The sequence below is a fragment of the Gardnerella bivia genome (assembly GCF_049262715.1).
In the GTDB taxonomy this organism is placed as follows: Bacteria; Actinomycetota; Actinomycetes; order Actinomycetales; family Bifidobacteriaceae; genus Bifidobacterium; species Bifidobacterium vaginale_A.
The window spans coordinates 894,484-906,810 of the sequence record NZ_CP058399.1; the positions used below are offsets into that span (position 1 = coordinate 894,484).

At 37.6% G+C, this 12,327-nt stretch carries 11 protein-coding genes, 2 tRNA genes and 2 pseudogenes; 6 read left to right on the top strand and 9 right to left on the bottom strand.

The features are described from left to right. Positions 1-168 precede the first annotated feature (168 nt). From HXT27_RS03580 to HXT27_RS03590, 3 genes are all read left to right on the top strand, one after another. Positions 169-1,386, top strand: coding sequence for a DUF4190 domain-containing protein (locus HXT27_RS03580; RefSeq protein WP_103042873.1), 1,218 nt, complete (start codon positions 169-171; stop codon positions 1,384-1,386). Between the two features lie 251 nt (positions 1,387-1,637). Beyond that, positions 1,638-1,711: transfer RNA gene (locus HXT27_RS03585), tRNA-Asp, on the top strand. 42 nt (positions 1,712-1,753) lie between these two features. After that, positions 1,754-1,826, top strand: a tRNA-Phe gene (locus tag HXT27_RS03590). Between the two features lie 325 nt (positions 1,827-2,151). On the opposite strand, the gene galE is transcribed toward HXT27_RS03590, so the two are convergent. Next, complete coding sequence (galE, locus tag HXT27_RS03595) at positions 2,152-3,162, bottom strand: UDP-glucose 4-epimerase GalE (protein ID WP_103042874.1); 1,011 nt, start codon at positions 3,160-3,162, stop codon at positions 2,152-2,154. A gap of 167 nt (positions 3,163-3,329) precedes the next feature. On the opposite strand from galE, the gene trmB reads away from it, so the two are divergent. Together trmB and rsmD are read left to right on the top strand one after the other, a co-directional pair. Then, positions 3,330-4,283, top strand: a complete 954-nt coding sequence (gene trmB / locus HXT27_RS03600) for a tRNA (guanine(46)-N(7))-methyltransferase TrmB (protein ID WP_369803120.1) — start codon at positions 3,330-3,332, stop codon at positions 4,281-4,283. A gap of 109 nt (positions 4,284-4,392) precedes the next feature. Next, entirely contained in the window at positions 4,393-4,980 is a 588-nt protein-coding gene (gene rsmD / locus HXT27_RS03605) for a 16S rRNA (guanine(966)-N(2))-methyltransferase RsmD (RefSeq protein WP_103042875.1), read from the top strand. 54 nt (positions 4,981-5,034) lie between these two features. Here rsmD and HXT27_RS03610 read toward each other — a convergent pair. The 8 genes and pseudogenes from HXT27_RS03610 to HXT27_RS03645 all read right to left on the bottom strand — a co-directional run. Further along, a pseudogene (locus HXT27_RS03610) lies at positions 5,035-5,585 on the bottom strand (tRNA (guanosine(37)-N1)-methyltransferase TrmD); the annotation flags it as partial. Between the two features lie 98 nt (positions 5,586-5,683). Next, a pseudogene (locus tag HXT27_RS03615) lies at positions 5,684-5,915 on the bottom strand (tRNA (guanosine(37)-N1)-methyltransferase TrmD); the annotation flags it as partial. Positions 5,916-6,133: 218 nt separating this feature from the next. Then, a complete protein-coding gene (gene rimM / locus HXT27_RS03620) occupies positions 6,134-6,724 on the bottom strand; it encodes a ribosome maturation factor RimM (RefSeq protein WP_199172705.1) in 591 nt (196 codons plus the stop codon). Positions 6,725-6,751: 27 nt separating this feature from the next. Then, positions 6,752-6,985: an RNA-binding protein gene (locus HXT27_RS03625; RefSeq protein WP_296156591.1), complete on the bottom strand. Its 234-nt coding sequence runs from the start codon at positions 6,983-6,985 to the stop codon at positions 6,752-6,754. 2 nt (positions 6,986-6,987) lie between these two features. Further along, complete coding sequence (rpsP, locus tag HXT27_RS03630) at positions 6,988-7,434, bottom strand: 30S ribosomal protein S16 (RefSeq protein WP_075523030.1); 447 nt, start codon at positions 7,432-7,434, stop codon at positions 6,988-6,990. A gap of 124 nt (positions 7,435-7,558) precedes the next feature. After that, positions 7,559-8,611: an endonuclease/exonuclease/phosphatase family protein gene (locus tag HXT27_RS03635; protein WP_233186089.1), complete on the bottom strand. Its 1,053-nt coding sequence runs from the start codon at positions 8,609-8,611 to the stop codon at positions 7,559-7,561. 30 nt (positions 8,612-8,641) lie between these two features. Continuing rightward, positions 8,642-9,031: a DUF3039 domain-containing protein gene (locus tag HXT27_RS03640; RefSeq protein WP_103042878.1), complete on the bottom strand. Its 390-nt coding sequence runs from the start codon at positions 9,029-9,031 to the stop codon at positions 8,642-8,644. A gap of 122 nt (positions 9,032-9,153) precedes the next feature. Continuing rightward, positions 9,154-10,491 (bottom strand): nicotinate phosphoribosyltransferase, encoded by a 1,338-nt coding sequence (locus HXT27_RS03645; protein WP_103042879.1) that lies wholly within the window; start codon positions 10,489-10,491, stop codon positions 9,154-9,156. 222 nt (positions 10,492-10,713) lie between these two features. Here HXT27_RS03645 and cysS point away from each other — a divergent pair, with 222 nt between their 5' ends. Next, positions 10,714-12,327, top strand: a complete 1,614-nt coding sequence (gene cysS, locus HXT27_RS03650; RefSeq protein WP_103043259.1) for a cysteine--tRNA ligase — start codon at positions 10,714-10,716, stop codon at positions 12,325-12,327.

The following is a 12,327-nucleotide window of genomic DNA, read 5'->3' on the forward strand; positions in this document are numbered from 1 at the left end:
AAAACGTCACTTTTGTAAGTGGCGTTTTTTCATATCTCGAATTATGTGATTTTTGGGGATAGTGCGATTTTTGGAATAGCCACCGTTTTTACGTATGTTTTATATTGAAGTGTTAATTGTCCTATAAACACAATTAGAATGTAGTTAAAAGTGAGTAAGGAGGCTGAAATGTCTGTGAGAAATGATCAATACGAAAATTCTAGTAGTTCTGATAACAATAATTATCAAAATGCGAATAATGCTCAGAATTTAGCGAATAATGGCAATGCATCGTTTTCTGCAAATCAGAATTCTTATAATCAAAACTCTTATAATCAAAACTCTTATAATCAAAACTCTTATAATCAATCGCAATATAATCAAGGCTCTTATAATCAGCAGCAATACGGTTATAATCAGAATTCTTATAATCAAAACTCTTACAATCAATCGCAATATAATCGATCTTCTCAGCCTAGCCAATATAATCAGCCTTATTTTAGTCAACAAAATCCTCAATATAATCAAAATCAGCAGTATTCGTCTAATCAGACGCAAGCTAACAGGCAGCAATTAAATCAGAAGCAGGTTAATCATCCTCAAACTAATCAGCAACAGGTTAATCAGCAGCAATACGGTTATAATCAATATAATCAGAATCAGCAGGCATGGCAGGCTCCTCAAGCTCAAAGATTCTCCAATCAGCCTTCTGCTACAGAAGCTAAATCTCCTTCTTATCCAAATCATAATCCTCAAACAGTTTCTCCTGTTTCTCCTGTTTCACGCGCTGTTCCAGGCAGCTATAATGCAAATAATGCATCTCAATCTTCGTACTCATATAACAATTCTTATAATTCTCAAAAAACAGATGTAAAACAATGGCCTGATCTTTGGGGTGATTCATATTCTTCATCTGCAAGTGACGAAATTACGCATAATGATTCAAATCCTAAGCCAGTCGAGAAAAGCGATGAACTTAATAAATGTGCTTTTTGGGGTCTTATTCTTGCATTCTTCTTCCCGGTTGTAGGATTTATTTTATCTGTGATTGCATTAAGCCAAATCAGAAAGACTGGTGAGCGTGGAAGAGTAAGAGCTTGGATTGCAATTGTAGTTAGTATTTTAATTGTTATACTAGCGATTAACGGTTTAGCTAATCATCTCGATGCTCAAACTTCAAAGTATTATTACCCTGAGCATGCGTATATTAAAGTTGGAGAAGATGGAAAAGATGATTATTATAACGATTTAGACGATGATGGATACACTGATTACGTTGATCCTGGAACGTCTGATTCTTCTTCTGATTCTTCTTCTTCGTCTGACTCTTCTTCTGACTCAAATTCGTCCGATAGTCAAGATAATTCCAATTCATCGGATGCTAATTCTGATAGTTCAAGTGATTAGAACAAAGATTTTTTATGCTGATGTCGATTGATCTTTGCTGGTCTTGGTTTACATTGATTGACATTGATTGTGTCGATTTAGATTGATTGATTGATGTCGATATTGATATTATTTTTTGGTGCTAATAGTAGCTTTTCGACACGCCGTAAATCCTTTAATTGTCACCAAGACACGCCGATTTTCATTTTTGACTTGCATTTGTTCGTTATTCATGTAAGATAGTGACTCGGCTGTTCAAGCGAACAAGCCACGGCCCCGTAGCTCAGTTGGTTAGAGCGCCGCCCTGTCACGGCGGAGGTCACCGGTTCAAGTCCGGCCGGGGTCGCGATGGTGAAAGCCCGGTTATTCCGGGTTTTTTATTCATCATGGCTCTGTAGCTCAGTTGGTAGAGCGAACGACTGAAAATCGTTAGGTCAGCGGATCGATCCCGCTCGGAGCCACGACTTGTGATTTAGCGCAGAAACTTTGTTTCAGCGCTTTTTGTTTTATTTAGCTATTCTAAGTTTTCTTAAGTGTTATTTTCCCAAAAGTGTGTGGTTGTTTCTGGTTATTTCCCAAAAGTGTTGTTATCTCGGGTTGTTTCTGGTTATTTCCAAAATGTTGTTATTGCGTTATATGGGTTATGTGCCAAAAAGTCTGTTATACGTGTCATACATCAAAAAAAAATTGGGGTTATAGGACAAAAATTAAGCGATCACTAATTTAATTAGTAATCGCTCAATCGCTCAATTTAGTTAATTTAATTCATTTAGCTTATGAAGAAAATCAATCGGATTGCTTCCAAGATTCAACGTCAATATGATGTGCTGGATTTGCTTGCCAAGCTTTCCATGCAGACTCAACAATATCTTTAACGTTATACTGTGCGTGCCAATTCATCTCTTCGTTAATACGAGTTGGATTTCCAATCAATTGAGGAGGATCTCCAGCACGGCGTGGCAATACTGCTTCTTTGAATGGTAGTTTTGTCACTCTACGTACTTCTTCAACGATTTCGCGCACTGAAGTTCCAGTTCCTGTTCCAACGTTGAATGCGTCATACTTTCTTTCATCTAGATCCAAATATCTTAATGCAGCAATATGAGCATCTGCTAAATCTGAAACGTGAATGTAATCGCGAATGCAAGTTCCATCTGGCGTTGGATAGTCATCGCCAAAAATAGCAGGTGCTTTGCCGCGCTGCAATCGCTCTAAAAGCATAGGAATAAGATTCAAAACTGCAGGATCTTCTAGTTCAACTGGTCCGCATCCAGCTACGTTGAAGTAACGCAATGCGCAGAAGCGTATTCCATAAGGCTTTTCACAAGCGCGAGCCATCCATTCGCCAATGAGTTTGGTTTGTCCATATGGATTGATTGGGACCATAGGAGATATGTCTTCAGGAACTACCTCTACAGGTGGTTCACCATATGTTGCTGCTGAAGAAGAAAATACGAGTTTTTTAGCATCGCTATGGCGCATTCCTTCTAGAACGTTTAACATGCCATTGAGATTTTGCTCGTAGTACCAAAGTGGCTTTTCCATTGATTCGCCAACTTGTTTGCGTGCTGCAAAGTGTATTACTGCATCTACATGCTCACTACGCATGATTTCTGCAAGTCGCTCTCCTGAACCTTGGGCTGCAATGTCCATTCCGTAAAGTCGAGCACCTTCAATGCGTGTTGGTTTGCCGTAGCTTAAATCGTCCACAACGACGACTTCTTGCTTGGCTTTATGAAGTGCGTGTACAACGTGTGCGCCGATGTATCCGCATCCTCCTGTAACGAGAACAGTCATGATTGACCTTTCTAGATATACTGATGAAACAAAAATGTTCGTTTTTGCTCACATCTGTTATGTTTTGCACTTTTAGTATACATCAATATGTAAAAATATTTTACATATTTTGTAATCTACAATAAAATACAAAAATGGCTAAACAGGTTTGAAGAATACGAGTCTGGATGATTATGAATAATGAAGATGCAGAACAAGAAAATAGTAGCATGATTTCAAAAGATCGTGCTGTGTTGTCTTTTGTTAGAAGATCTGCACGATTAGATGCTAGGTTGCAGCGCGCTAAAGATTCGTATTCTTCTAAATACTTACTAGATGTTTCTGAAGGTAATGGTTCTTTGCGCTTGACAAAGAATCTCATAATTGATAGAGAATGGATTTCTAAAAATTGGGGGAATAGCAATCCACTTGTTGTAGAAATTGGCTCTGGTCAAGGCGAAAATATTGTTTCTGCAGCATCCGCTAATCCTAATACGAATTTTTTGGCGTTAGAAGTATATGATCCAGGTGTAGCGCATACTATGTTGCTTGCTTCTAAATGTGAAAGTTCGTGCGAATCTGAGTCTTCTAGCGAGTCTTCTGGCGAGTCTTATAGATCATTAAAAGAATCTACTTATGATTCTTTTAACAATTCTTCTTATAACAATGAATCTAAAATCTCTAAAGGTCTAAAGAATTTAAGAATCGCACAAGTTAATGCTCCTGATTTTTTCAAGGCTTGTGACTCTAATGTGATTAGTGAAATATGGACTTTCTTTCCGGATCCTTGGCCGAAAATGAAGCATCATAAGCGTCGTATTGTTCAGAATGAACTAGCTCAAGATATTCACAAAGCATTATCTAAAGGCGGCTTTTGGAGGATTGCAACCGATATTGAAGATTATGCGTTGCATGTGCATGAAGTGATGGATAATAGGCTTGATTTCAAGAACATTGGACATAAATCTGTTAGTTTGCCAATTGAACATGTAGGTAAAGGTAATGCAGATGAAGCTGAGACACTTCCTCATGCTGATTTTTGCGAATCGGAGAGATTTGAAGGTAGAGTTCTTACGAATTTTGAGCGTAAAGGATTAGAAGCATGTCGAGTAATTCATGATATTACTTATATGAGTATTTAAGCTCCTATGAGTGTTGAAGCTCATATTATCGTTAAATATGATAGTTGTTGAGATTACTGAGATTTCTTATATTGCTGATATTGCTGAGATGTTGAGTAGGAAATAAAGAATGCGTGTTATTTCTGGGCGATTCAAGTCTATGCCATTAGCGTCTGCTAAATCGTGTACAAGACCTACTACAGATCGTGCGAAAGAGGCTATATTTTCACGTCTTGATGCATGGAATGTGCTTGAAAATGCTACTGTTCTCGATTTGTTTGCAGGAACAGGAGCTTTAGGTATTGAAGCATTATCTCGCGGAAGTTGCAAATTAGTATCTGTAGAAGCAAATTCTGCTGCTGCATCTCTTATTAGTAAAACAGCTAAACTACTACACGAATCTGCATTTTGGGATGATTGTCTTTCAATGAAAGTTGACAGTCGAAATGCAGAACAATTTGTGAGGGATTATAAAGGAGAAGCGTTCCAGCTTATATTTATAGATCCTCCTTATGCTTATGAAACTTCTGATTGCGAAAAATTGTTACAGTGCATAATTGACAATGGAGTAGCAAGTGTTAAATCTGATACTTTAATTGTTCTTGAACGTAGCACAAGAAGTGTTTTGCCTAAGCTTCCTCAAGGATGGGAAATTTTTGACAATCGACATTACGGTGAAACTGCTGTGCTTTTTATACAATCTAGTAGTGTTGAATAAAAGCGTGTTTTAGTAGTGTTGAATAAAAGCGTTTTGTTCAAGTTATAGTAAATCTTAGTTGTTTAACTTACGTGGATGCTTTCCAGATACTTCCCACCCAAGATTTATAAGTGTTTTCCTGTCTGCTTTATCTAAAGAAGTGCAATCTAATTTCTCAATTAAATCTGGACGAATTGCGTCAGTTCTTTCTAAAGCTTCATCTCTTCTAAATCTATCGACTTTCGCATGATTTCCAGATGTAAGAACTTCAGGCACGCTTAACCCTCTCCATGTAGTTGGACGAGTGTATTGACGATGTTCTAGAAGCGCGTCATCTCCCGTGTAGGATTCTTCTACAATTGATTCAGGATTGCCCATAAAACCAGGCATTAAGCGAGTGATAGCTTCAACCATTACACTTACAGCTACTTCGCCTCCGTTAAGTACGTAATCGCCAATAGAATATTCGCGAACGTCTATTCCGCATGACTTGTAATAATCAGGAATTCTTGCATCGTAGCCTTCGTACCTTCCACATCCAAAATCAAATGATTTGCTCTGCTTAATTCTGTTGCATCTACTTGATTAAAAAGTGGTGCGCAAGGATTTGGGAATATTAGTATAGGATAATTATTTTCTTTAATTGATGTATTAGTAAAGTTTTCATTAGTAATTTTACTAGATGTACTATTAGAGTTTTCATTAGTAATTTTACTAGAGGAATCATTTAAGCCTAATAACTCGTCTAAGCATTCAGACCATACTTCTGGTTTCATTACCATTCCAGCTCCGCCGCCAACAGGAGTATCGTCAACTGATTGATGAACATCATGCGTCCAATCGCGTAAGTTATATGCTTTTATGTTTAATAAGCCTTTATCTTGTGCTTTTCCGAGCAAGCTTAAATTGAGCATATTGAAATACTCTGGGAATACGGAAATAATGTCAATGTTCATCATAATTTGCTGTTTTAATTGAGCTTAAGAGTGCTTATATTAGTTTGATTAGAATTTACAGAATTTGTGCTAATTGCTTTGTTCTAATTGTTTTGTGCTGAGTTTGTTCTTACGAGCTTATGTTTAGTTTGTTCTTACGAGCTTTATATATTGGACTCATTGTTTTGAGTGGTTCAGCTATGCTTTTTATTTGAAGGATTTTATTGGATTATTTTCCATTAAAATCCGGGAATTAGTCCTCCAGGAGGGTTGATAGTTAAGTATTGATCCTTAATATCAATTTCTGGTACAAGCGCTTCAACAAACGGCACAAGAGCAGTTTTATTGTCTTCATCAATAGGATTAACAAGTCGAATTTTTAGCAAAGATTGCGCACCATCTAGAACATCTACAACTTTTCCTATAACTTGTTCAGGTTGCCCTAACTGGTTATTTTCGCATAATCTAGCTTCTAGTCCAACTAAATCCTTTATATACCAAGCGTTATGCTGTGCAAGATTTTCTGCGCTCTCAGCTGGAATATATAATTCCAACCCATTCAATGCTTCAGCATCGTTCCTATTTAAGGATTCTTCAAATAGCAGAATCCATCTGTTTTTGAATGTTCTAGCATTTTCAACTACTAGTTCGCGCGATCCATCTTGAGTATATAGGTGAGTTCCTGGTTTAAATCTTTCATATGGTTCATCTGTGAAAACTTGTACAGTTACTTCACCTTTAAGACCTTGAGCCTTACCAATACGACAAACCCTCAGCAGGTTATTGTAATCCTGTTGAGGGTCGTCATATGCGCGTTGGTTTTCTGCCACGTTCAATCTCACTTATGTATGATTAAATCACTTACGTACATCCATAATATCAACTCGCACATTATGATCGCTTAACGCTTGCATAACAGTACGAATTGCATTAGCTGTACGTCCTGCGCGGCCTATTACACGACCGATGTCTTCTGGGTTCACTCGAACTCGCAATAATTCACCGCGAGAATTTTCTAGTGAGCGTACAGAAACATCGTCTGGAAAGTCCACAATATTTTTAATGAGATGTTCCACAGCTTGAGCCAACATAACTACTCAGCCTTTTCCTCAGTATTGGCTTCTTCTGCTTCATTTGCAGCAGCTTCAATTGCAGCTTGAGCCTTAGCAGCTGCTTCAGACTTTGCAGCCTTAAGCTTTTGCGCTTCAGCTTCAACAGCTTCAACTCGAGCTTGCGCATCTGGGCCAGCTTCAGAAGTCTTTAATGTGCCTTCTGCACCTTCAAGACCTTTGAACTTCTGCCAGTCACCGGTAATCTTCAGAAGCTTTAATACTGGTTCGCTTGGTTGTGCACCAACGCCAAGCCAGTACTGTGCGCGCTCAGAGTCAATCTGAATCAACGATGGCTGCTTATTTGGATCATATACGCCTATTTCTTCAATAGACTTGCCGTTACGCTTGTTGCGTGAATCGGAAATCACAATGCGGTAGTAGGCGTAGAATTTCTTGCCCAGTCGCTTAAGACGAATCTTGGTTGCCAAAATGGCTCTCCTTGTATCTAAAGTCGTGAAATTTCGTTAGGGTGTGGGGCACTCCTTACGAGAATTCACTATGTTCCTCACGTAGTTGTGAAGAGGGCTACAACATACGCAAATAACTTTTCTATTATGCATATCGGCTTGGACGATTTAACTCAAAACTTATGCAAGTAATATATGCTAAATGATCAGTGCCTTTCACAGCAATAGACTTATGTGACAGCGCGTGAGATGAACAATTATGAGCGTTAAAAAGAATATGATCAAGTGTAAAATTCGGCCATCGTAGCCATGTAGGCCATGTGCGAAGTCTGCAGCCAAGTTCAATTGCGCTGTCTTTTAGACCAGATGACAATAATTTTCTAAAACTAGGATGATCAATTGTTGAGTTGAAATCGCCTGCAATAATAGTAATAACTTTGCTATTTTCTAATCTAAAAGTTTTTAGAATTTTAGAAAGTATTCTTATTCCTTCGCTCCAAGATACGCATCCTCTCATAGGGGATTTTGGATGAGCAGATGCAAAATTTAATGTAATATCGTCAATTTTTGTTGTTACTAAAGGTACGTTTGACGCGTCAATATTTACTGTTTTATCTAGTGTTCTTTGAGGAGAATATTTAGTAAAAATTGCGTTAAATCCGCCGTTGTCGTTTTCGCTTTCCTCGCCTAATTGTTGTGTTGAGAAGATATCTTCTATATGAAAATCATGTAATTTTTTTATGAGCTGCTTGTTCACTTCTTGCAATAGAAGTGTGTCAATATTATTTTCTTTTGCTATTTCAACTATTTGTTTTGCGTTTGCGCGACCATAACGACAATTTAACGTCATTATACGAATTTTTTTATTATAAGTTGATTCGTGATTATATGTATTTGATTTTGATTTAAAGAAGAAGTGAAAAATTTTTTTAATCTTTTTAAATACGTAAGGAGTATGTGAAGTAAAAGAAATAAGCAATATTATTATTGACGCTATACACTCATGCTTCATATTGAAAGCTGCGCTAATTATTGCTATTAGGAGCAACGGAATATACGAAAGTTGCAATAATGCAATCACGTATGGAAGTGGATTAAGTTTATCTGTGCCTGCTGGAATCCATCTAAGTAATTGCCATATAGCTAGTATTGCAAGTATTGCCCATGTTATTTGGCATAACAAGAGATGTGAGTCCATATTCCGCTGCTCCTGAATATTTTTGTTTTTCTATATGTTAAAAGGATTTATTGATCCTAGTTGTTCATAAATTTTTTTGCATTCAGGGCATACAGGATAATTTTCTGGATTTTGCTTAGGAACCCACACTTTTCCGCATAATGCTACGACTGGTCTTCCTGTAAGAAGTGATTTTTGTACTTGAAGTTTATCAACGTAGTGAGCGAAACGATCTGCATTTGAGCCATCGTCTAAACGGGCATCTTCTTTAGTATCTGGACGCTCTAGTATTGCAGTTGAAGTTCCAGATCCAGAATCTGGTGAAGACTCTGATTCACTCGAATTAACTACATTTGTTTTATATATTGATGACTTTAGATTTAAAGAGTCTGACTGTTCTTCATAAGACTGTTCTTCATAAGACTGTTCTTTGTAAGTCATGGTCTTCCTTTCTTAAAATATTTCAAGTAGATATATAAATTTAGTTTTACTTAAATTTTATTTAAAGATTGTGCTAAAGGTTTTATTTTTGCTCAAGATTTTATTTGTGTTATAGGTTTTATTTAAAGCACATCAATTTCTGTAGGGATAGCAGGATCTCCTCGCATTAAGCTTTGAGCAGAGATTGGCAATCGGCTTAAAGCTTTAGAGCAATGCTCTTGAGCGTTCATAATTGCATCATGACCAATGTATTTGGTATCTTCCTTACCGTCTATCATATAGTCAACTAGCAAATTCTCCCAATTTTCTTTAGGTTTAAAGTTTTTAAGAGATTCTTCAGATCCAGAAATAATGTGCTCCGCGTCAGCTATACCATTTTTAGAAGTAGAAAAATCATAAGATCGATAAGCTAATTTACGACCTGGAACAGTTGCTTTGTTCTTAGACTTCTTAGCAACAGGATGCATAATTCCATTTTGTCCTTCGCGTTCAGTCAACTTGTAAACCATAGCGCAAGTTGGTGCGCCTGATCCTGTAACAAGCATTGTGCCAATTCCATAAGAATCAACTGGAGCATTTTGCAATGAAGCTAAAGCGTATTCGTCTAAATCATTTGTAACAGTTATTTTCGTTGTTGTTGCTCCTAATTTGTCAAGCTGTTTTCGCACACGCATTGCCAACTCGCCCAAATCTCCAGAATCAATACGAACTCCGCCTAATTGCGTTCCAGCAACTTCTACAGCAGTCTTTACAGCTTCTTCAATGTTATAAGTGTCAACAAGCAAAGTAGTTCCTGTGCCAAGAGTTGCAATCTGTGCTTTGAAAGCATCGCGCTCATTATCGTGAACTAAAGTAAAACAATGAGCTGCTGTGCCAATAGCTTTCAAATCGTAAATTTGAGCAGCTAACAAGTTTGCTGTTCCTTTGAATCCTCCAATAATTGCAGCTCTTGATGCAGCAATTGCTGAAAATTCGTTTGTTCGTCTTCCTCCCATATCCATGCAAGGTCTTCCAGCAGATGCGCAAACCATTCGTGCTGCTGCAGATGCAACAGCGCAATCATAATTCAATATAGAAAGAAGTAGTGTTTCTAGTAATGTACATTCACCGAAAGTGCCTTCAACTTGCAAAATTGGAGAATTAGGGAAGAACATTTCTCCTTCGCGATATCCTGAAATTTTTCCACTAAACTTGTAGTTTTCAAGCCAAGAAATAGTTTCTTTACTTACTATGTGACGATCTGAAAGGAATTTCAAATCTTCTTCACGAAGGTGGAAGTTCCTTAATTGCTCAAGTATGCGTCCAGTGCCTGCAACTACTCCATAGCGGCGTCCTTCAGGAAGATGTCTAGTAAAAATTTCAAATACGCATTTTCTATTAGCTGTGCCATCGTGCAATGCAGCATCAAGCATTGTATATTCATACATATCTGTCATAAGCGCAGATGAAAATTCAGACATAATGTTCCTTTCATAAAACTAATGAATCGTCAACTAACAAATGCAGTGCATTACTCGCGAACATTCTGTATAGCTAATGAATTTTTATGCTTTGAAATTATCATATATCTAAGTCTATGCACTCGCTTTTTAGTTATTTTTTGATTTCATATTATGGGCTTAAATATTCAGTATGAATTGGGCTTAAATATTCAGTATGAATGAACACTTATAATGGCAACTATGCTTAATAATATGGGACACAAATCTTTAACTAAAGCTGCATCTGGGATGCGACTTTATAACACTGCATCGCATACTGTTTCTGATTTTAAGCCAATAAAACCAGGCCATATAGGTATGTATGTGTGTGGAGCAACTGTACAAAGTTCGCCACATATTGGGCATATTCGTGCTGCAATTGCTTTTGATATAATTCGTCGTTGGATGATTCGCTTGGGTTATGACGTAACTTTTGTGAGAAATGTGACTGATATTGACGATAAAATCATGAAAAAATCCACTCAAGCTGGTCAACACTGGTGGGAACGCGCATATATTTACGAAAGAGAATTTAGCGAAGCTTATAACATGTTAGGAGTATTACCTCCTACAGTAGAGCCAAGAGCTACTGGTCATATTACAGATATGATTGAGCTTATTGAGCGTTTGATTGAGCGCGGACATGCTTATGTAATTAAAGATGAGTCTGGAAATCCTACAGGAAATGTTTATTTCGATGTTCCAAGTTGGGAACATTATGGTGAACTTACGCATCAAAATCAGAATCAAGATAAAACTTTTGCAAGTGATTATGCATCTCAGGTTGCTGATGCTCTTGGTCCTAGCGTAGATAATATTTCAGAAGATAAATATAATCCTGTTGATGCTGCTGATGCGTCTAAAGATAAACATGATTCTCGTGATTTTGCACTTTGGAAAGCTCCGTGCGATTTTGATCAAAGTGATGCTAAATGGTCAACTCCTTTTGGTGTAGGTAGACCGGGATGGCATATTGAATGCTCTGCAATGAGTCACAGATATCTTGGAGATGAGTTCGATATTCATGGTGGTGGTTTGGATTTAAGATTCCCTCATCATGAGAATGAGATGGCTCAAACAACTGCAGCTGGTTGGAAGAGTGCTAATGTTTGGATGCATTCTGCTTGGGTTACAGCTAAAGGCGAGAAAATGTCTAAATCTTTAGGCAATGGACTTTCTGTTCCGTCTGTTTTAGCAAATAATAGCTCTTGGGTTGTTAGATACGCTTTGGGTTCTGTGCAATATCGTGCGATGTTAGAGTGGTCTGATCAAGCGCTAGTTGAAGCTAAATCTGCATATGATCGCATTATGAATTTCTTAGAGCGTGCTGGTCGTGCTATTGGTGAACAACCTTCTCGTGAAGAGATTACGTCAATTAACGCAGATTTGTTACCAGAAGAGTTTACGCAATCTATGAATGATGATATTAACGTTTCAGGTGCTCAAGCGGCTATTTTTAGCACGATTCGAAAAGGCAATTCTTTGCTTAATAATATTTCAGGAAGCGGAGATGATTTTAAAGAATCTCTTAGAAATGTAGTTGTAAGCGTTCGCGCAATGCTTGATACTTTAGGATTAGATCCTTATGCTCAGCCATGGGTTTCTAATTTTTCTAAAAATGACACTTGTGAAAACAATAACGCTGAGCATAATGCGCTATCTTCGCTTATTTGCTCTCAGCTTGAAGCGCGCGCAAAAGCTCGTAGCGTTAAAGATTTTGCAACTTCAGATGCTATTCGCGATTCTTTAAGTGCTGCTGGAGTTGTAATAGAAGATACTCCTCAAGGTTGCTCGTGGCATTTGTTGAATAAGTAA